Origin of the sequence: Micromonospora sp. WMMD812 (genome assembly GCF_027497215.1) — a bacterium.
Taxonomy (GTDB): domain Bacteria; phylum Actinomycetota; class Actinomycetes; order Mycobacteriales; family Micromonosporaceae; genus Micromonospora.
The window spans coordinates 6,296,896-6,317,390 of record NZ_CP114904.1; the positions used below are offsets into that span (position 1 = coordinate 6,296,896).

The following is a 20,495-nucleotide window of genomic DNA, read 5'->3' on the forward strand; positions in this document are numbered from 1 at the left end:
GCCAGGCGGTTGCCCGGCCGTGTCTCCTTTGTTTCTGCCGTGTTACGTCCCTCGCGGAGCGTCATCCCCGCCGCTCGGGGGCCCCGGACCCCTGTCGCCGGCCCGCAGCCTGTGCCATTCTAATGATGAATATTGCTATTGGTCCGAATTTGCGCACCGACATGAACCAGCGCCGGGCGACCATCCGGGCGAACAGCGGGTCCGGGCTGTGGTCGCGGCAGGCCGCCGTCGGCCCAGCCGGCAGGCCACGGGGCGGCCCGGCACCGCGCCGCCGTGGCCCGAACGGGCGCTCGTGAACGCCCTGGATACCCTTGACCGCTGTGACCAACCCGCGTGACCAGCATCCGGTGCCGCCCGCCGCCGACCCCGCCTTCACCCCGGCCGACCTGGGCCGCCGGTTCGGGGCGCTGGTCATCGACTGGGTGCTCTGCCTCCTGGTGTCGAACTTCTTCGCCGACCCGGTCCGCGACGGGTGGGCCCCGGTGCTGGTGCTGATCCTGGTGTACGGCTTCTTCCTCGGCCTCTTCGCCCAGACCCCGGGCATGTACCTCACCCGGATCCGCTGCGTGTCCTGGCACCACGGCGGCCGGATCGGGGTGCCCCGCGCGCTGCTGCGCGGCCTCCTGCTCGCCCTGGTCGTCCCCGCCCTGATCATGGACCAGCACCGCCGCGGCCTGCACGACCGCGCCGCCGGCTCCGCCATGACCCCGGCCTAACCCCACCCGACGCACCCGCGCTCTGCCCTCCGCGCGCCCCTGCGCTCCGCGCGCCCTGCCCTCCGCGCGCCCTGCCCTCCGCGCGCCCTGCCCTCCCGTGCGGGCCCCCCGCGCGCGCCCTGCCCTGCCCTGCGCTCCGCGCGCCCTGCCGGCGATCTTGCAGTTTCTGCCCCGGCATATGGTGCTAAAACCCCCAGATCGGGGGCCGAAAGTGCAAGATCGCAGGGGCAGGGGCAGGGGCAGGGGCAGGGGCAGGGGCAGGGGCAGGGGCAGGGGCAGGGGCAGGGGCAGGGCAGAAGCGGAGAGGGGAGGAGAGATGGGCGAGGCGAGGGGCAGAGACGTGAGGAGCCGGGCCAGTGCGGCCCGGCTCTTCACGTATGGCAGGGGGGTCAGCGGCCCCGGGTCTGGCGGAAGGCGCCCCGCGCCGGCCGCATGTTCTTGGGGATCGCGCCCTTGGGCATCTGCGGGCGGGCGCTGAGCGCCTTGAGGCGCTTGTCCAGCGCGTTGACGTCCTTGCCGCTGAGGTTGCGCGGCAGCCGCATCAGCGTCATCCGCAGCTTGCGGATCGGCAGCTCGTCCTCGGACTGGCCGATCACGTAGTCGTAGAGGGGCGCCGTGCCGATCACCTTGGCCAGCCGGCGCTTCTCCTGGCCGAGCAGGCCGCGCACCCGCTGCGGGTTGCCCTCGGCCAGCAGGATCACGCCCGGCCGGCCGATGACCAGGTGGACCATGTCCATCTGGGTGGTGGAGCTGACGGCGGGGGTCACCCGCCAGTCGCCCCGCATGCTCTCCATGATCTGGGCGGCGGCGCCGGGCTGACCCTCGGCGGCGTTCATCATCGCCTTGTTGGACCGCAGGTTGAGCACGATCAGCACGGCGAGCAGGATGAACAGGATGCCGATCGGCAGCCAGATCCAGCCCCAGAGGATCACCGCGACGACGGTGAGCGCGAGCGGGATCAGCACCGCGGCGGCCGCCAGGGGCGCGAACCACCTGTCCTGCTTGGCGGTGAACTGGAACACCATCCCGATCTGCTTCAGCCGCTGGCCGAACGAGACCTTCTCCTGGGGCTTTGCCATACCCACGAGTCTAGTGGGCGGCGCCCGTCCCGTTGATCCGCGGCCGGGGTAGTGGCCGGCTGAGTACCTTACGCCGGCCGAGCGGCGGCTGAGGCGCCGGTAAGGAGGGTGCGGCGGTCGAAGATGAGTCGGCGCACCAATGCCCCGGTGCCACCTTCGCGCGAAGAGTCAACCTCAGCAGTTGACCACCGCACGAAGGAGCCCGAGATGTTCGGCAACGACGCAGATTTCCTCCTCTCCCTGCACCACACGCACTCCGCCGAGCTGCGCGCCGAGGCGGCCGCCGACCGGCTCGCCCGGTCGCTGCCCCGCCGGAGCGTGCGCGGCTGGCTCGGTCGGCGCCACCAGGTCGCCCGCACCGACGACGTCCGCCGATGACCGCCCCCGCCCCGGTGGTCGCCGGGACGACACCCGCGACGGCCGCCGCGCCGGAGCACGCCGATCCGGCCGGACCGACCGCCGGCGACCCGGCCGGACCGACCGCTTCCGGTCCGGCCGGTCCAAGTCCGGCCGGGTCGGTCGTTCCGAGTCCGGCCGGGTCGGTCGTTCCGAGTCCGGCCGGGTCGGTCGTTCCGAGTCCGGCCGGGCCGGCCGCTCCCGGCTCGGCCGGGGCCGGTGGCCGGCCGTCCACGGCGACCGCCCGCGTCGACCCGGCCGGGCGCGGCCGGTCGCCGGGCGACGTGGACGACGACCGGACGGACGTGGGAAGCCGGGTGGAGGTCCGCCGTGGGATGCTCGATGCCGTGACCGCACGCGCCGCCAGTACCGTCCTCGTCGGCCGGCAGCGCGAGCTCGCCGCCCTGCGCGACGCGCTCGGCCGGGCCCGCGCCGGCGAACCCACCACCGTCCTGGTCGGGGGCGAGGCCGGGGTGGGCAAGACCCGGCTGCTGGAGGAGTTCTGCCGGCTGACCGCCGACGCCGGCGTCCGGCCGCTGGTCGGCCAGTGCCTCGAGCTCGGTGAGGCCGGGCTGCCGTTCGCCCCGTTCGCCGCCGCGCTGCGGGAGGTGCTGCGCTCCGACGGCGCCGAGGCGTTCGCCGGGTACGAGGGGGACTTCGCCCGGCTGCTGCCCGAGCTGGCCCGGATACCGGCCGGTGCCGGCGCGCCGGCCGCCGTACCGCTCTCCGACGCCCCACGCGGCTACCTCTTCGACCTGGTGGCCGACCTGTTCCAACGGCTCGCCGACGCGCGACCGCTGCTGCTGGTGATCGAGGACCTGCACTGGGCCGACCGCTCCACCCGCGACCTGATCGGCTTCCTGGTCCGGGCCGCCCGCCCGGGCCGGCTGTTGCTGGTCTGCACCTACCGCACCGACGAGCTGCAGCGCGGCCACCCGCTGCGCCCCTTCCTCGCGGAGCTGGACCGCGCCCGCGGCGTCGAGCGGATCGACCTGGGCCGGCTCGACCGGGACGGCACCGGCGCGATCCTCACCGACCTGCTCGGCGCCGAGCCGGCGTCCCGCGCCGTCGACGACATCCACGACCGCACCCAGGGCAATCCGTTCTTCATCGAGGAGCTGGCCGCGGCCGGCGACCCGATCGGCTGCGCCACCCTGCCGGACACCCTGCGCGACCTGCTGCTCGCCCGGGTCGACCGGCTGCCCGACCCGGCCCAGCGGGTGCTGCGGATCGCCGCCGCCGGCGGCACCCGCTTTGCCCACCAGCTGATCGCCGAGGTGGCCGGGCTGCCCGAGTCGGAGCTGGAGGACGCGCTGCGCGCCACCGTCGCCGCCCAGCTCGTGGTGGCCGACCCGGACGGCGACTACGAGTTCCGCCACGCCCTGGTCCGGGAGGCCGTCCACGACGAGCTGCTCCCCGGCGAGCACGCGCGGTTGCACGCCCGGTTCGCGGCCGCCATCGAGGCCCAGCCTCGTCTGGTCGCCGCCGGCCGCGCCCCGGCCGAGATCGCCCACCACTGGTACGCCGCGCACGACCACCCGCGCGCCCTGGTCACCGCCCGCGCCGCCGCCTGCGCGGCCGCCGACCGTTACGCCTACGCGGAGCAGCGCCGGCTGCTGGAACGGGTGCTGGAGCTGTGGGAGCTGGTGCCGGACGCCGCCGACCGGCTCGACATGGACCACCTCGCGGTGCTGGAGGAGACCCTCGACGCCGCCCTCACCGCCGGCGACTACCAGCGGGCGTTCACGCTCACCCGGGCCGCGCTCGCCGAGGTCGACAGGGCGGCCGAGCCGCTGCGGGCGGCCCGGCTGCTCGACCGGCGGGGCCGGATGCTGGCCATGCTCGGCAAGGGCGACGGCGCCGCCGAGCTGCGGGAGGCGTACCGGCTGGCGTCGGAGGGGCCGGACGGGCCGCAGCGGTTGGAGATGCTCGCCGCGGTCGCCTCCCAGCTGGCCCGGATCGACCCGGTGGACGGCGTCCAGATCGCCACCGACGTGCTGGCCGCGGCGGAGGCGGCCGGGCTGGACGCCACGCTGCTGCCGGTCCAGCTGGCCGTGCTGTGCAATCGGAAGGACTCCGTCGACCTCGGGCTGGCCGACATACGCCGTGCCGAGGCGGCGGCCCGCGCCGCCGACGACGTCCCGACGCTGGTCAGCGCGTTGGTCCACATCTCCGACGTGCTCTACGAGCTGGGCCGCTACGAGGAGTCCGCCCAGGCCGCCGCCGACGGGGTGGCCGAGGCGCGCCGGGTCGGCATCAGCCGCTCCACCGGCGCGTACCTGCTCTCCAACCGCGCGGAGGCGCTGCTGGCGTTGGGCCGGTGGGCGGAGGCCGCCGGGGTCTGCGCCGACGCGGCCCGCCTCGACCCGCCCGGCGTCGCGGGGCTGCACTGGCTTCAGCTGCGGGCCGGGCTGCGGCTGGCCCAGGGCGATCCCGGTGCGGACGAGGCGGTGGGCCGGGCGCTGAGCTTCCTCACCCGGCCCTACCTGCACCCGCACCTGCGGCTGCCGGTGGACGAGCTGCGGGTGGAGGCGGCCCTGGCGGCCGACGACCGCGCCGAGCTGCGGCGCGCGGTGGAGGTGGCCCTGGCCGACGACACCCTCCCGACCTATCCCCGGTACGCGTGGCCGCTGCTCGGCGCCGCGGCCCGGGCCGCCCGGCGGCTCGACGACGCCGGGCTCGCCGCCCGGGTCGCCGTGCTGGCGGACACGGTGCCGGTCCGGTTCGACGCGGAGCGGGCGTACGCCGCCCAGATCGCCGCCCAGATCGCCGCCACGGTCGAGGTCGGACCCGACCCGCTGGGTGCCTGGCGCGCCGCCGTCGCGGCCTGGCGCGTCGACGGCCAGCCGTACCCGCTCGCCCGGGCGCTGCTGTCCCTGGCCGAGGCGGCGGCCGCGGCGGGGGAGCGCGACGAGGTGGCGGCGGCGGTGCAGGAGGCGGCCGCGCTCGCCCGTGGGCTGGGCGCGGCGCCGCTGGCGGAGCAGGCCGCCACCTTGGCCCGCCGAGTCGGCCTCCGCGGCGCGGCCCGCGGTCGGCCGGGCGCCGACCTGCTGACCGAGCGGGAGCGGGAGGTGCTGCGTCTGGTCGCGGAGGGGCACAGCAACAGCCGGATCGCCGAGCAGTTGTTCATCTCGCCCAAGACGGCCAGCGTGCACGTCTCCCGGATCATCGCGAAGCTGGACGTGACCAACCGCGTCGAGGCGGCGGCCCTGGCGCACCGGCTCAACCTGCTCGCCGATCCCACCCCACGCTGACCGCCGACCACCGGCCGTGCCGACGTCGCCGCCAGGCGACGGCGGTCAGGCGTGGGGGAGGTAGATGCAGTAGCCGTCGACGGTGACGAGGTCGAGGCTGCCGGGGGTGGCGCGCATCCGGTCGTCCAGCCGGGACGCCAGCGGCGAGCCGGTGGGCGCGACCCAGGCCGGCGCCGCCGAGGCCGCCACCGCCCGCCGGTACGGGGCGTACCGGTCGAAGCCGGGGCGCAGGTCGTCGTCGACCACCGCGCAGACCACGTCCTCGCCGCTGGCGAAGGTGAGCCGGTTACAGGTCCAGTAGCCGGCGTAGACGTGCCGGACGCCGAGGTCGCGCAGCGTGGTGACCAGTTCGGCGTGCCGCGTCTCGGCGGCGCGGGCCGTCGGTGCGGTGCCCGCCGCCCGGTACGTCGCGTACCCGGTGGTGAGGACGGTCGCGACCAACACGGCGGACGCCCCGACCGCGGTGACTCGGCCGGCCCGGCGAACCGGCCGTGCCCCGCCCGACCGGCGGCGCGCGGCGCTCCACAGGGGCCAGAGCAGCGCGGGCAGCGAGATGAGCAGGCAGGACAGGTAGCGGGAACTTTCCACCGGCGTGCGCCCCGAGGCGCTGCTGGCCACGTACACGGCGAGGGTGGCCGCCGCGGCCGCCACCAGGGCGAGCCGGACCGCCGCCCCGACCCGAGCGGCCGAGCCGCCGTCGGCGCCCGAGAGCGGTGCCGCGTCCGGCCGCGGGCCGGCCGCCGACGCGTCGACCGGGGCGCCGCGCGGCGGGCGCGGGGCGCCGTCACCCGCCGACCTGTCCGGCGCGCGGTCGGTCGGGGCGCGCAGCGTGCGCCAGGCGGTCACCGCGCCGGCCACGAGCAGCACCGGCAGGGCGTACGCCCACCAGAGCTGCCAGGTCGCGCAGTGGCTCGGCGCGCAGAAGCCCATGCCCAGCGGCGGGCCGAGCAGCAGGCCGCCGTGCAGCCGGTCCGCCCAGCCGGCCGGGACGTCGGCGCCCCCGGCGGCCAGCACGGCGGCGAGCGGGTTGCGCCCGGCGGCCACGCTGTGCCCGAGCAGCGGCGCGGCACCGACCAGCGCCGCCAGCCCGAGCGCCGCGCCGGTTCGGCCGCGCAGCTCCCGCCACCGGAACGCGAGCAACACCACGCCGGTGCCCACCACGTACGGCAGCACCAGCGGGTCCACCCAGAGCATCAGCCCGGCGAGGAGGCCCCACGCCGCCCACCGGGGCAGCCGGCGGCCGGGCCGGCCGGCGCAGAGGTCGTACGCGAGCAGGGCGAGGGCGACGCCGACCGGATTCATCTCGGGGTACCCGCCGCCGGCGATCAGCTGGTTCTTCACGATCCGGTCCGAGCCGAGCGCGAGCAGCGCCACCACGAGCAGGGCGAACCAGCGGTCGCCGGTCAGCCGCAGGGTCAGCCGCCAGGCGAGCAGCACGAACAGCGCGTATAGCGCCAGCGTGGGCAGGCGCAGCCCGAGCAATGACGGCCCGGTCAGCGCGAGCACCGGCGCGGCCAGGTACGCCTCCAGCGCCCCCATGTAGGCCTGGCCGTAGAACCAGACCGGGAACTCCTGCCCCCGGGCGATGTGCAGCGCGGCCAGCCCCATCGTGGCCTCGTCGCTGTTCGTCCGTGGCGTGTCCCAGACGAGCAGGACGAGCCGGTAGCCGATCCCGGCCAGCAGCGCGAGCAGCGTGAGCACGCCGGCCAGCCGGGCGCGCCCGGAGCCGGGCAGCGCGCGGGGCGCGTCGCGGGGCTCCTGGCGTACGCCGGCGGTCATGGCCTGATCATGGCACCCGGCCGGCGCCGGGGGGCGCAGCGGTGCGCGGCGGGTCAGCCGGCGGCGACCGGGCTACCGTCGCGGGCGGCGAGGGCCTGCTGGTAGAGCCGGCCGGCGCGGTACGACGAGCGCACCAGCGGCCCGCTCATCACTCCGGCGAAGCCGATCTCCTCGGCCTCCTCGCGCAGCTCGACGAACTCCTCCGGCTTGACCCACCGCTCGACGGGGTGGTGCCGGGCGCTGGGGCGCAGGTACTGCGTGATGGTGATCAGCTCGCAGCCGGCCTCGTGCAGGTCGCGCAGCGCCTGCGAGATCTCGGCCCGTTCCTCGCCCATGCCCAGGATCAGGTTGCTCTTGGTGACCAGACCGTCGGCGCGGGCCTGCCGGATCACGTCCAGCGACCGCTCGTAGCGGAAGCCCGGACGGATCCGCTTGAAGATCCGGGGCACCGTCTCGACGTTGTGCGCCAGCACCTCCGGGCGGGCGCCGAACACCTCGGCGAGCTGCTCGGGGACGGCGTTGAAGTCCGGGATCAGCAGCTCGACGCCGCAGCCGGGCTGGAGCGCGTGGATCTGCCGGACCGTCTCGGCGTAGAGCCAGGCGCCACCGTCGGGCAGGTCGTCGCGGGCGACGCCGGTGACGGTGGCGTAGCGCAGGCCCATCGTCACGACGGACTCGGCCACCCGGCGCGGTTCGTCGGCGTCGAACTCGGCCGGCTTGCCGGTGTCGATCTGGCAGAAGTCGCACCGGCGGGTGCACTGGTCACCGCCGATGAGGAAGGTCGCCTCCCGGTCCTCCCAACATTCGTAGATGTTGGGGCAGCCGGCCTCCTGGCAGACGGTGTGCAGCCCCTCCCGCGAGACGAGCCCGCGCAGCTGGGTGTACTCCGGCCCCATCGTGGCCTTGACCTTGATCCATGGCGGCTTGCGCTCGATCGGCGTCTCGGCGTTGCGGGCCTCGATCCGCAGCATGCGCCGCCCCTCGGGGGCGGGCGTCGCGGTACGCGCGGCCTGGCCGGTCGTCGGCGCGGAGTGCTCGATCGTCACGAAACGAGCCTACGCCGCACGGTGGCCGTCGATGTAGGTCGGGCGACCGGCGTCACGCCCCGAGGGCTTGTGACGCCGCACACCGTGCGGCGGAAAATGCGCGTCACACGGGACCGACGCCGGTGCTACTGTTCCGGCCAACAGCGACGACGGAGCCGAGTAGCGGCCCGACCCGCCAGTGCAGAGAGCCGCCGGTTGGTGCGAGGCGGTCTGGCGCCGGGCTCGCGAAGACCCTCCCGAGCTGCGGGAAGAACGGCGTCCGCGCCCAGTAGAGCCCGCCGGCTGGCCCTCGTCACGGGCGACGAACGAGGCCCCCGCTCCGGCGGGGGTGAAGGTGTGGTGGCACCGCGAGGTTCCCGCTCGCCCACACCTCTTTGGGGCTGGAGTGATGCTTCGCCGTCGAGGCGGCGAAGGCGTTGCGACTGATCAAGGAGGTGTCCGCCATGCAACGCGTCCTTTCCACCCAGCTCACCCCCCGTGTCGGCGAGACCGTGCGGATCGCCGGCTGGGTGCACCGCCGCCGGCTGCTCAAGTCGGTGGCCTTCCTGATCGTCCGGGACGCCGCCGGCCTGGCCCAGGTGGTGGTCACCGACCCGGCGGTGCGCGCCGAGGTCGAGGCGCTGACCGAGGAGACCGCCGTCGAGGTCACCGGCACGGTGGTCGCGAACGCGACGGCGCCCGCCGGGGTCGAGCTGACCGCCCCGACGGTACGTCCGCTCGGCCCGCCCGCCGAGCCGCCGCCGTTCGACCTCTACCGGCCGGCGCTCGCCGCGAGCCTGCCCACCCAGCTCGACCACGCGCCCGTCGCGCTGCGGCACCCGTCGCGGTCGTCGGCGCTGCGCATCTCGGCGGCGGGCGTGGCGGGCTTCCGGGCCGCGCTGGACGCCCGGGGCTTCGTCGAGATCCACACGCCGAAGGTGGTCAGCTCGTCCACCGAGTCCGGGGCGAGCGTGTTCGCGCTGGACTGGTTCGGCCGGCCCGCGTATCTGGCGCAGTCGCCGCAGTTCTACAAGCAGCTCATGGTCGGCGTCTTCGAGCGGGTGTACGAGGTGGGCCCGGTCTTCCGGGCCGAGCCGCACGACACCGCCCGGCATCTCGCGCAGTACACCTCGCTCGACGTCGAGTTGGGCTTCGTGGCCGACCACCGGGACGTGATGGCCGTCCTGCGTGACGTCCTGGCCGGGATGCTCGCCACCGTGGCGGACCGGGCCGGGGCCGCGGTGGCCACGCTCGGGATCGACCTGCCGGCCGTACCGGCGGAGATCCCGGCGGTGCACTTCACCGAGGCGCTGAAGATCGCCGGAGCGCCGGCCGACGAGCCCGACCTCGCCCCCGCCCACGAGCGCGCGCTGGGTGAGTGGGCGCGCCGGGAGCACGGATCGGACTTCCTCTTCGTCAGCGGGTACCCGATGGCGAAGCGGCCGTTCTACACGCACCCGGACCCGGCCCGGCCGGACCACAGCAACGGCTTCGACCTGCTCTTCCGCGGTCTGGAGCTGGTCACCGGCGGCCAGCGGCTGCACCGGCACGCCGACTACCTGGCGGCGCTGGCGCAGCGGGGTGAACCGGTCGAGCCGTACGCCGGTTACCTGGACGCGTTCCGGCACGGGATGCCGCCGCACGGCGGCTTCGCCATCGGTCTGGAACGCTTCGTCGCCCGCCTGACCGGAGCGGCGAACGTCCGCGAGGTGACGGCCTTCCCCCGCGACCTCCACCGCCTGACCCCGTAACCCCGACCCCGGGCCCTTCTCGCGTTGATCATGAGGTTTGCGGCACCGATGGAGATCGTTCCTGCCGCACACCTCATGATCACGAGGGGAAGGGGAAGGGGAAGGGGTAGGGGGCGGGGGTAGGGGGTCAGCCGCGGGTGCGGAGGCGGGCGCGCAGCGCGCGCCGGGCGATGGGCCCGAGGTCGTCGACCACCTCGACCAGCACCGCCAGGCGTTCCAGGGCGGCGAAGGCGTCGCCTGCGCCGGCCGCGTCAACCCCCTCGAAGAGTTCCAGGCCGACGAAGGCGGCCGAGATCGCGCGGGCGAGCCCGGCCGGGTCGGCGACCGGGGCGACCGGCGAGTCGCGCAACAGCCGGTGGAGCACCGCCTCGATCTCGGCGGTCCACAGCCGCAGCGCGCCCGCCGTCGCCTCGGCGAGCCGCTGGTCCGTCTGCGCGCCGGCGAGCAGTTGGGCCAGGACCGCCACGTTGCCCTCGGCCCGCTCCTGGTCGTGCAGGGCGCGGCCCAGGTCGAGCAGCTCGCGCAGCGACCCGACCCGCGCGAAGCGTTCGCGGTAGACGGCGACGCGGGCCGTGGTCGCGCTGCGGCAGGCCTCGGCGAGCAGGTCGTCGACGCTGCCGAAGTGGTAGAAGACGAGGGCCTGGTTCACCCCGGCGGCGGCCGCGATGGAGCGCGCCGAGGTGCCGGCGATGCCGTGGGTGCGGATCGCCACGAGCGCGCCGTCGATCAGCTTCTCGCGGGTGCCGGCCATCGGGTTCCCTTCCGTCAGTCCCGGGGATTCTCCCGCAGTGGCCGCACCGCGGCGGGCACCGGTGCCCGGTCGGGCCGCAGGTAGCTGACGGTGAAGCTGCCGGTGTAGCCGAACACCGGGCCGACGAGCGGGTTGCTGACCTCCACCTCGATGCCGAACCGGTCGCGGCGGTCGTCGTACCACTCGCGCAGGCGCGCGTGGCCGGTCAGCGCGGCCGGGCACGGCACCCCGCCGCGGAACCGCTGGCCGCCGCTGCGGATCGTCAGCGCGCCGGTCCGGTCGACGCCGAGGTGCAGGTCGACCGCTAGGTGCTGGTGCGTGCCCAAATAGTCCACGAGCGTCCCCCGCCGCTCGCTCCAGACCATCGTGGCGTCGAAGCGCCGCCGCCGGTGCGTCGTGACCTGGAAGGTCCGCACGAAGGTCAGGGTGGGCCGGCGGTACGAGTCGGTATAGGCGTAGTTCTCGATGGTGAAGGGCACGTCGACGCCGGTCTCCGGGAACAGGACGTGCCGCAGGGTGCCCAGCCGCAACATCGGCGCGGTGACGGCGCACCCCCGCCACACCCGTTCCATCACGCCGTGGCCCACGCACCCCACGTCGGCGCCGCCGTCGACGCCGAAGCGGCGCTGGAGCTGCGGGTGCAGTCGGTCGAAGTCGGCGCCCAGGGCGCGCTGGAACACGGAGGTCACAGCTTCTCCAGCAGGGACGGGGGACGGGCGGCGAGCCGGTCCGGCGGTCGGCGGCGGCAGCGGCGGGCGGCCGGGGTGTGCGGACGGGGCGGCACCGCCAGGGCGAGCACCGTCGCGGCGAGCACCGCGACGGCCCGGCCCGCGGGCCCGACGGCGGGTGGGGTCAGCACGCCGACGGCGGTCACCGCGAGCACGCGCAGCGCGACCTCCCACCCGGCGTTGCCGCGGGCCCGTTCGGGGGGTACGCCGTGCTCCAGCCACAGCCGCAGCCGGTCGAAGGACCAGGCGGTCGCCCAGCCGAAGAGCGGGCGGAAGGCGAGATCGGCGAGGCGACCCAGCTGCCCCCACCGGGTGACGTACGTGTAGCCGGTCAGGAAGCGCACCCCCCGCGGCCCGGGCACGTAGCGCCAGTAGCCCGAGCCGGACGCGATCAGCGAGCGCGGGTCGGCCGAACCGAAGCGCAGGGCCGACGTGCGGGTGCCGTCCGGGCGCGTCCGCTCACCGGCGTGCACGCCGTACCCGTCGATCCGGACGCCGGGCAGCAGCGTGGTCGAGTAGCGGAAGCGTGCCGGCTCGGTGTCCGGCACCGGGTCGATGCGGGTGAAGCGGGCGTCCCAGCGGGGGTGTGCCCCCGGATCCTGCGTCGCCCGCCACACCCGATCCACCGGCGCGTCGATCAGCGTCTCGACATAGATCGTCCGCATCCGGCGCCCCCGTTCTTGAGCGATCGCTCAAAACGACGATAGCGCTGTTTGAGCGATCGCTCAAGACCGGGGGCGGTGGAGAGCCGCCGGCTGCGACGGCGGGGTCTGTCGGGCCGGCGGGGGGGGCGGTGGTGGGGCCTGTCGGGCCAGCGGGCGGCGGCGGATCCTGCGACCTGCCCCAGATCTGAGGCAGCTCGACAGCGTGCCCGATGGGGTGCGGCGACGGCGTGACGGCGAGCTGGCGCCGCCCCGAGCTGGCGCCGTCGTGAGGAGGCCGCCGCGGCGGTGAGGGGGCGGGGGTGGTGGAGCGACCGGCGGCCCGGCGCCGAGGGCGCGGGGCGGGGCGGGGTCAGGCGGGGCCGAGCAGGTCCCAGCGGTTGCCGGCGATGTCGCGGAAGACCGCCACCTGGCCGTACGGCTCGGTGCGAGGCGGCCGGACGAACTCGACGTCCGCGTCCCGCATCCGGCGGTAGGTCGCCTCGAAGTCGTCCACCTGAAGGAAGAAGCCGACCCGGCCGGCGACCTGGTTGCCGATCGCGGCGGCCTGGTCGTCGCCGTCCGCGCGGGCGAGCAGCAACCCGGTCTGCGCGCCCGGCGGGCGGACCACCACCCAGCGCTTCGGCCGGCCGTCGGTGGTCAGCGACGGCTTGTCCTCGACCAGGTCGAAGCCGAGCACCTCGGTGAAGAAGGCGATCGCCGGGTCGTAGTCGGCGACCACGACGGTGACGAGGTCGATCCGCACCCCGGTCACTCGGCGACGGTGACGAGGGTGGCCAGGTGGCGCTCCACCACCGGCAGCACGTCGGCCACGGTGACCGGGCGGCCCAGCTCGGCGGTGAGGGAGGTCACCCCGGCGTCGCGGATGCCGCACGGCACGATCCGGTCGAAGTAGCCCAGGTCGCAGTCGCAGTTGATGGAGAAGCCGTGCAGGGTCACCCCACGGGCCACCCGGATGCCGATCGCGGCGACCTTACGGGCCGGGCCGCGGTCGTCCTCCGGCACCCAGACGCCGCTGCGGCCGTCGATCCGCCCGGCGGCCAGCCCGAACTCGGCGCACACGTCGATCAGCATCTGCTCGGTGCGCCGCACGTACGCGACCACGTCCACCGGGTCGGGCAGCCGCACGATCGGGTAGCCGACCAGCTGCCCCGGGCCGTGCCAGGTGATCTTGCCGCCGCGGTCCACGTCGACGACCGGCGTGCCGTCCGTCGGCCGGTCCCACGGTTCGGTGCGCTTGCCGGCCGTGTAGACGCTCGGGTGCTCCAGCAGCAGGACGGTGTCGCCCTGCTCGCCGGCCACCACCGACTCGTGCAGCCGGCGCTGCTCGTCCCAGGCGGCCTGGTAGTCGAGGAGACCGGCGCGGACGGCCGTGAGGCCGGAGATCATCGTGCTCACACCGTCCAGCGTAATCCCGGACGGGGGCGGCGGCGCTGGTGAGCCGCCTCACCGGGGTGGGGCTGCGTGGTGCGCGGCGCCGGCACCTCGCGGCGGCGCGGGTGCGCTCAGGCGGGCGGCGTCGACGCCGGTGGAGCGGCTGCCCGGGACCGGCGCCGTCGTCGCCGGAGCAGGGCGGCGAGCAGCAGCGGCGGAAGCGCGAGCAGCGCGTAGATCCAGAGCGGCGCGGCGAACGGGGACGGGTGCGGGGCCGGGCCGCCGAACGCCGCCCGCGCCAGGAGGTCGTGCGGTAGCTCGACGCCGCTGGTCCCCTGCGGCGCGGTCAGCAGCACCTGCCGACCGCCGTCGGGCGAGACGACGGCCAGCACGTCCCGGCGGGCTTCGCCGGACCCGTTTGCGGCGTGCTGCCACGACAGCACCGGATCGGCGCCGCGCCAGCCGACCACCTCCGCCGGCCAGCCGTCGAGCGGGACGGGGGCGCCGGTCGGGCGACCGGTGGCGGCGTCCAGATACTCGATCCGCCACGAGCGGGCGGCCAGCTGCGCGTCGTCCCGGCAGTCGGCGGCGCAGCCGTCATGGCCGAGCAGGGCGATCCGGCGGCCGTCCGGGCTCCACGCGGCGCGCCCGGCCAGCACCCGACGGTCACCCAGGTCGACCTGCCAGCGCGGTGCGCCGGCCGAATCTGTGACCACCAGCCGCTCCCGCTGGGCCAACTGGTCGGCCGGCGTCGGTGGGCCGGCCGCCGCGATCAGCGTGCCGTCGGCAGACCAGGCCGCTGCGGTGTACGAGGCGAAGGTGCCGGCCGGGACGATGCGTTCCGCGCCCGTGTACGGGTCGACGACGAGCAGGTCGTCCGGCTTCGACGGGTCGTTGAGCGGCTGGTTGTCCGGGCCGTACGTGATCACCGCGTCGTCGTTGTTACGGGTGCCGAGCAGGCCGCCGGGCGACCACGCCAACGGTCGGACGCCCGGCCGCACGTCGCGGCGCACGTCGCCGCTGGTCACGTCCAGCAGCACGCCGGTGCCTGCGTGGAGGTAGTGCCGGCCGTCGGGGGAGAGCCGGCCCGGGTCCTCGCCGATGTGCAGGGGCAGCAGCCGGTAGCCACCGTCCCGGCCGACCAGCACCCCGGTCGACTCCAGGTAGCGGGTGCGCGCGGTGAAGAAGAGCATCGTGGCCGGCCCGGTCGGCCGCTGCTCGACGGTGGCCTGCCAGAGCCACGGGTCGTACACCTCGGTCGGCACCTGGTCGGCGGGCCCGGCGACGGCCGGTGCGGCGAGCGCCCCCGGTGCGGCGACGGCGGCGACCACGGCGATGGCGCCCATGGCCCTGGTGACGCGGCCCCGGCTCGTCGGCATCGCCTCATTAGACGGCATGCCGCGGCCGGGTGGGGGGCGGCGACGGCGCGGCGCGGCCGGGTGGCGGCGAGGGCGCGGCGCGGCCGGGTGGCGGCGAGGGCGCGGCGCGGCCGGGTGGCGGCGAGGGCGCGGCGCGGCCGGGTGGCGGCGAGGGCGCGGCCGGAGGGGTTTCCGGTCAGGCCGGCGGCACCCGCCAGAGCCAGACGTCGTCCACCCGCTGCGGCTCGCCCAGCAGGGCCGTCGCCGTGCGCCGGACCGCCTCCTCGGCGACGTCGAACTTCGCCCCGTGCACCCGGTCGGGGAGCACCACCGCCTCGACCCGCCAGTAGGCGAGGTCGGCGCGGATCTCGCGGATCGTCCCGTCGGTGATGATCGGTACCAGGCCGGTCTTGCCAGCCTGATCCATCAACGCGCTGAAGGTGCGCGGCACCGGGCCGATCCGGCCCCGCCCGTCCGGGCCGCCGGGTCCGAGGAAGAACCCGGCCGGGATGCGGAACTCGCCCTGCCGGTGCGCGAGGGCGTGCGCCTGCCAGCGCTGGCCGTCCGGGTAGACGTCCACGGTCACCGGCACGGGGGTGAGCACCCCGTTCGAAGAGACGTACTCCCGCCAGGTGCCGGCGGTGATGAACCGCGGGATCGGCTCCCGTTCGTTCGTGAGCAGCGGGGCGGGCAGCAGCGGCAGCAGGGCGACCGCGAAGCCGAGCGACCAGGCCAGCTCGGTCGAGCGGTGCCGGGGCGGGGCGGCCCGGAGCTGGTCGATGGCGTACGCCAGCAGCAGCCCGATCACCGGCGCGACCACCAGGGCCAGCCGGGCGGGCAGCGCGGCGTTCACCACCGGCAGGTGACCGAGCAGGTCGAACGGCATGGGCACGTCGGTGCGGTCGCCGTCGACCTTGGCCACCGGGCCCCAGGAGAGCACGGTGAAGACGACCGCGACGACGCCCAGCGCCCAGAGCGTGGCGCGCCGTCCGGGGTCGGCACGCCGCCACAGCGCCACGAAGCAGACCACGGTGAAGATCAGCAGCGGCAGCCCGAAGAACGAGTTCTCCTCGGTCGGGTTGGGGGCCAGCGAGGTGCCCAGGCCGGCCTCGCCCGCCAGCGAGCGACGCGGGTACGCCCCGAACGCGACGATGTCCTCCGAGTGGATCACCGGGTCGAACCCGGTGCCGTGGAACCGTTGCGGGCCGGCGAAGTGCAGCCACAGCGGGTACGACAGCAGCGCTCCGGCGACCACCGCGGTCACGCCGAGCCCGCGCAGGAAATTGGGCAGGGCGGCCCGCGCCTCGGCTCGCCGGGCCGGGTGCAGCGCCCACACGGCGACGAAGACGCCGAGCGCGAGCGCGGTGAAGAAGAGCCCTTCGGCGGCGATGGAGAACGCGACCGCGACGAGCACGCCGAGCACGATGCCGTCGCGCAGCCAGTGCCCCGGCCGGCGCAGGGCGAACAGCCGCCAGACCAGCAGCGGCACCAGCCAGCCGGCGGTCCAGTTCAGGTGGGCGTTGGCGTGCGACACCATGCCGGGTGAGTACGCGATGAACAGGCCGCCAACCGCGGCGGCGAGCCGGCTGCGCACCAGTTGCCGGGAGAACAGCCAGTACCAGGCGACCGCGGTGGCGGCCAGGTTGAGGGTGAGGATCACCAGGAACGTCACCGGCGGCCCGACCAGGTACGTCAGTGGCGCGAACACCACCGCGTACACGGTGATCGAGGTGTTGACCGCGAGGTTCACCCCGTCCGGGACGTTGATGAGGTGGGTGAAGAACGGGTTCTCCCCGTGCGTGAGCGCGTTCCCGCCGAAGGCCAGCAGCCACTCGAAGAGCGCCTGGTCGCTGGAGTTGACCGTGACCGTCCGGACGTTCGGGTCCCGCCACAGCCCGCTGGTGACCCAGAGGGCCAACGCGAGCGCGGCCAGCACCACGATCAGGTCGGCGCGGCGGTCCCGGACGGCGCGCGGCGGCGAGGCGGGCGCGGGCCCGGTGGCCAGGGACGGGGAGGTCGGCACGCAGCGGACGTTACCAACCGGATCTGGACGTGCCGGTCATACATGCGAGGAGGGGGCCAGTCTTGTCGACGGACGCCGAGCCCGAGCCTCGGGTCGCCGCCGCTCCCGCGACGAACATAGCGGCGTCCGTGAATGTGTGACCGTGGCCCATGTCACATCGTCGACACGCCGACGTAACGTCGCGGCAATTCGCAGGTGACCCAGTTCACAATTCGTCCCCGGGAGGCCGCCGTGCGCCGCTCCTCGTCCCTGCTCACCCGGCTGACCGGTGTGGTCGCCGGAATGCTCCTCGCCGCCGCCGGCGCGCTCACCCTCGCCGCGCCCGCCCAGGCCGCCAGCCTGACCCAGGTCAGCAGCTTCGGCTCCAACCCGGGCAACCTCGCCATGTACGCCTACCGGCCGGACAACCTGCCGGCCAACTCGCCGGCCGTGGTGCTGCTGCACGGCTGCACCCAGAACGCCTCCGGCTACTTCGCCAACTCCGGCTGGCAGAAGTACGCCGACCAGTGGAAGTTCGCGCTCATCGTGGCGGAGCAGAAGTCCGGCAACAACGCCAACGCCTGCTTCAACTGGTTCGAGACCGGCGACACCGCGCGGGGCCAGGGCGAGGCGCTGTCGATCAAGCAGATGGTCGACCACGCCAAGGCGAACTTCGGCGTGGACGGCAACCGCGTCTTCGTCAGCGGGCTCTCCGCCGGGGCGGCGATGAGTTCCGTCATGCTCGCCACCTACCCGGACGTCTTCGCCGCCGGGTCGATCATCGCGGGCATCCCGTACCGCTGCGCCACCAGCATGGTCAACGCGTTCAGCTGCATGAGCCCCGGCACCGACAAGACCCCGGCCGCCTGGGGCGACCTGGTCCGCGGCGCGTACTCCGGCTACACCGGGCGGCGGCCGCGGGTGGCCATCTGGCACGGCACCTCGGACTACACCGTCGCGCCGCTCAACGCCACCGAGTCGCGGGACCAGTGGACCAACGTCCGTGGCGTCTCCCAGACCCCGACCAGCACGTCGTCGCTGCCCGGCGGCACCAGCCTGGAGGTCTACGGCAACGACGACGTGCGGGTGTACCGCGTCTCCGGGATGGGGCACGGCACCCCGGTCGACCCGGGCAGCGGCGCCGAGCAGTGCGGCACCGCCGGCGCGTACTTCCTGGACACCATCTGCTCGACGTACCGCGACGCGGTCTTCTTCGGACTGGGCGGCGGCGGCACCAACCCGACCCCGACCCCGACGGCCACCCCCACCCCGACCCCGACGCCGACGGTGCCGCCGACCTGCGTGACCGCCAGCAACTACGCCCACGTCAGCGCGGGCCGGGCGTACCAGTCCGGCGGCTACGCCTACGCGAACGGCTCGAACCAGCGGATGGGCCTCTACAACACCTTCTACACCACCGCCCTGAAGCAGACCGGCCCCAACTACTGGGTCATCGGCTGCTGACCCCCGCCGAGCCCCGCCGACCCCCGCTGACCCACCGGCTCCGCGCCCCGACCGCGTTGATCATGAAGTTGTTGCCCCCGACACGCCGGTGCCGGCGGCAATAACTTCATGATCAACCGGGGAGGAGTCGGGGAGAGGGGAGGGGGAGGCGGTCAGTCCGTCAGGGCGGCGTTCAGGGCGCTGGGGAGGTCCGGGTGGTGGTACTGGTAGCCGGCGCGGGTCAGGACGCCGGGTAGGACCCGGGAACTGGACAGCGCCTCGTGGGAGAAGCCGCCCAGCACGATCTTCAGCGCCAGCGCCGGGATCGGCATGAACGCGGGCCGGTGCAGCTGCCGGGCCAACTCCCGGGTGAACTCGGCGTTGGTCGCCGGGGCCGGCCCGACCATGTTGACCGGGCCGGCCACGTCGTCCCACTCCAGCAGGAACGCCGTCGCGGCCAGGAAGTCGGCCATCGACATCCACGGCCACCACTGCCGACCGCCGCCCAGCTTTCCCGAGATGCCCAGCCGCATCGGCAGCAGCTGCGGCTTGAGCATTCCCCCGTCGCGGTGCAGCGGCAGGCCGGTGCGCAGCCGCACCACCCGCACGTCGGCGTCCTCGGCCGGCCGGGTGGCCGCCTCCCACACCCGACACACGTCGGCCAGGAAACCCTCCCCGGCCGGCGCGTCCTCCTCGACCGCCCGGTCGCCGGTGTCGCCGTACCAGCCGACGGCCGACGAGTTGATCAGCACCGCCGGCCGGTCCGCCGCCGGCAGGCCGGCGATCGTGATGGCCAGCGTGGTGGTGCTGTCCACCCGGCTCGACCGGAGGAGCTTCCGGTACTCGTCGGTCCACCGCCGGTCGCCCACGCCCGCACCGGCCAGGTTGACCACCGCGTCGGCCTGCGCCACCACCGCCGGGTCGAGCTGCGCGGCGGCCGGGTTCCACTGTCGCTCGTCGGCGCTGCGCGGCGTGCGCCGCACCAGCCGGGTGACCTCGTGCCCGTCGGCCATGAACCGCTCCACCAGCCGGGTGCCGAGGAAGCCGGACGCGCCGGCCATCAGGATCCGCATGCTCATATCTTCGGGTACGAACGCCGACCCGGCCGCGTTGAAGCCGGTTGTCCTTCTCTCACCTCGCCGGCGTCGGCCGCAGGTCGGCCAGCAGGCGCTCGACTTCGGCGAACGCGTCGGCCGTGAGCGGCCCGCGCGCGAGGGTGGCGAAGTTCTCCCGCGCCTGCGCCACCGTCCGGGCGCCGGGGATCGGCACGGTCCGCGGGCTGCGGGCCAGCAGCCAGCCCAGCGCGCCCTGCGCGAGGGTACGGCCGTCGGCCGTGAGCGCCGCGCGGATCTGCTCGACCCGGGCCGACCACTGCGGTGTCGGCCGGCCGTCGGTGAACCAGACCAGCCAGTCCGGCGCCATCCCGCGTACGTCGTCGCGGCCGACCGCCCGCTTCGCGCCGGTGAGCAGGCCCATCGCGAGCGGACCACGGTTGAGGCTGGCCAGGTCGTACGTGTCGCAGACCGCCAGCATCGCGGCGTTGTCCAGCAGCACGGACTGGTCGTGCTGGATCGAGGTGCAGTGCGCGCCGGACGCCGCGAACGCCTCCGCCGAGTCGGGGTGGTCGGTGCTCCAGCCGTACGCCCGGATCCTGCCCTGGGCGACCAGATCCTCCAGTGTGCCGACCAGGTCGAGCGCCTCGGGCACCGGCAGGTCGTTGATGTGCAGCTGGTAGAGGTCGACGTGGTCGGTGCCGAGCCGGCGCAGCGACTCCTCCAGGCTCCGCACCGCGTACGCCGGGGTGGCGTCGGTGCCGGTCCACCGTCGGGTGGCCTCGTCGGCGCGGTTGCCGAACTTGGTGGCGATCACCGCGCGGTCGCGGCGGCCGGCGAGCGCCCGGCCGAGGACCCGCTCGCTGTGCCCGGCGCCGTAGTTGCTGGCCGTGTCGAAGAGGGTCACGCCGGCGTCGAGGGCGGCGTGGATGGTGCGGACCGACTCGTCGTCGTCGACCTCGCCCCAGCCGAACGGCTGCCCGCCGTCACCCCACAGTGGCCCGCCAATGGCCCAGCAACCCATGCCGATCGCGCTGACCTCGATGCCGCTGCGGCCCAGTTTCCGTGTTGTCGTCATGCGTACAGCCTTCAACCTGGAGCGCGCTCCAGGTCAAGCCCTATGAT

Annotated in this window: 17 protein-coding genes; 5 read left to right on the plus strand and 12 right to left on the minus strand. The window is 74.9% G+C overall.

The features are described from left to right. Positions 1 to 347: 347 nt before the first annotated feature. Positions 348 to 716 carry an RDD family protein gene (locus O7603_RS29200; RefSeq protein ID WP_348651095.1) on the plus strand — a complete coding sequence of 123 codons (369 nt, stop codon included), beginning with the start codon at positions 348 to 350 and terminating at the stop codon, positions 714 to 716. A 389-nt stretch (positions 717 to 1,105) separates the two neighbouring features. Here O7603_RS29200 and O7603_RS29205 read toward each other — a convergent pair whose 3' ends face one another. Beyond that, a complete protein-coding gene (locus O7603_RS29205) occupies positions 1,106 to 1,795 on the minus strand; it encodes a DUF4191 domain-containing protein (RefSeq protein WP_281572935.1) in 690 nt (229 codons plus the stop codon). Positions 1,796 to 2,002: 207 nt separating this feature from the next. Here O7603_RS29205 and O7603_RS29210 point away from each other — a divergent pair, with 207 nt between their 5' ends. Next, a complete protein-coding gene (locus O7603_RS29210) occupies positions 2,003 to 2,173 on the plus strand; it encodes a hypothetical protein (protein ID WP_281572936.1) in 171 nt (56 codons plus the stop codon). A 365-nt stretch (positions 2,174 to 2,538) separates the two neighbouring features. Further along, positions 2,539 to 5,445 carry a helix-turn-helix transcriptional regulator gene (locus O7603_RS29215; protein WP_281572937.1) on the plus strand — a complete coding sequence of 969 codons (2,907 nt, stop codon included), beginning with the start codon at positions 2,539 to 2,541 and terminating at the stop codon, positions 5,443 to 5,445. 45 nt (positions 5,446 to 5,490) lie between these two features. On the opposite strand, the gene O7603_RS29220 is transcribed toward O7603_RS29215, so the two are convergent. Together O7603_RS29220 and lipA are read right to left on the minus strand one after the other, a co-directional pair. Beyond that, positions 5,491 to 7,224 (minus strand): hypothetical protein, encoded by a 1,734-nt coding sequence (locus O7603_RS29220; RefSeq protein WP_281572938.1) that lies wholly within the window; start codon positions 7,222 to 7,224, stop codon positions 5,491 to 5,493. Between the two features lie 53 nt (positions 7,225 to 7,277). After that, positions 7,278 to 8,270, minus strand: coding sequence for a lipoyl synthase (gene lipA / locus O7603_RS29225; protein ID WP_281572939.1), 993 nt, complete (start codon positions 8,268 to 8,270; stop codon positions 7,278 to 7,280). A 443-nt stretch (positions 8,271 to 8,713) separates the two neighbouring features. Here lipA and aspS point away from each other — a divergent pair, with 443 nt between their 5' ends. Beyond that, entirely contained in the window at positions 8,714 to 10,000 is a 1,287-nt protein-coding gene (aspS, locus tag O7603_RS29230) for an aspartate--tRNA(Asn) ligase (RefSeq protein WP_281572940.1), read from the plus strand. Positions 10,001 to 10,127: 127 nt separating this feature from the next. Here aspS and O7603_RS29235 read toward each other — a convergent pair whose 3' ends face one another. From O7603_RS29235 to O7603_RS29265, 7 genes are all read right to left on the minus strand, one after another. Next, complete coding sequence (locus O7603_RS29235) at positions 10,128 to 10,751, minus strand: TetR/AcrR family transcriptional regulator (protein ID WP_281572941.1); 624 nt, start codon at positions 10,749 to 10,751, stop codon at positions 10,128 to 10,130. Positions 10,752 to 10,765: 14 nt separating this feature from the next. Then, positions 10,766 to 11,440 (minus strand): DUF4166 domain-containing protein, encoded by a 675-nt coding sequence (locus O7603_RS29240; RefSeq protein ID WP_281572942.1) that lies wholly within the window; start codon positions 11,438 to 11,440, stop codon positions 10,766 to 10,768. Then, entirely contained in the window at positions 11,437 to 12,144 is a 708-nt protein-coding gene (locus O7603_RS29245; RefSeq protein WP_281572943.1) for an SRPBCC family protein, read from the minus strand. Before O7603_RS29245 ends, O7603_RS29240 begins: the two co-directional genes overlap by 4 nt. Before the next feature lie 349 nt (positions 12,145 to 12,493). After that, entirely contained in the window at positions 12,494 to 12,886 is a 393-nt protein-coding gene (locus O7603_RS29250) for a VOC family protein (RefSeq protein ID WP_281576855.1), read from the minus strand. Between the two features lie 5 nt (positions 12,887 to 12,891). Further along, entirely contained in the window at positions 12,892 to 13,530 is a 639-nt protein-coding gene (gene lipB, locus O7603_RS29255; protein ID WP_281576856.1) for a lipoyl(octanoyl) transferase LipB, read from the minus strand. 116 nt (positions 13,531 to 13,646) lie between these two features. Further along, entirely contained in the window at positions 13,647 to 14,894 is a 1,248-nt protein-coding gene (locus O7603_RS29260; RefSeq protein ID WP_281572944.1) for a hypothetical protein, read from the minus strand. 175 nt (positions 14,895 to 15,069) lie between these two features. Beyond that, positions 15,070 to 16,896, minus strand: coding sequence for a DUF2079 domain-containing protein (locus O7603_RS29265; protein WP_281572945.1), 1,827 nt, complete (start codon positions 16,894 to 16,896; stop codon positions 15,070 to 15,072). A 231-nt stretch (positions 16,897 to 17,127) separates the two neighbouring features. Here O7603_RS29265 and O7603_RS29270 point away from each other — a divergent pair, with 231 nt between their 5' ends. Then, positions 17,128 to 18,339 carry a PHB depolymerase family esterase gene (locus tag O7603_RS29270; RefSeq protein ID WP_281576857.1) on the plus strand — a complete coding sequence of 404 codons (1,212 nt, stop codon included), beginning with the start codon at positions 17,128 to 17,130 and terminating at the stop codon, positions 18,337 to 18,339. A 152-nt stretch (positions 18,340 to 18,491) separates the two neighbouring features. Here the strand turns inward: O7603_RS29270 and O7603_RS29275 are convergent, their stop codons facing one another. Together O7603_RS29275 and O7603_RS29280 are read right to left on the minus strand one after the other, a co-directional pair. Next, on the minus strand, positions 18,492 to 19,391 hold the full coding sequence (locus O7603_RS29275; RefSeq protein ID WP_281572946.1) for a TIGR01777 family oxidoreductase: 900 nt from the start codon (positions 19,389 to 19,391) through the stop codon (positions 18,492 to 18,494). Between the two features lie 58 nt (positions 19,392 to 19,449). Further along, complete coding sequence (locus O7603_RS29280; protein ID WP_281572947.1) at positions 19,450 to 20,448, minus strand: aldo/keto reductase; 999 nt, start codon at positions 20,446 to 20,448, stop codon at positions 19,450 to 19,452. Positions 20,449 to 20,495: the final 47 nt, after the last annotated feature.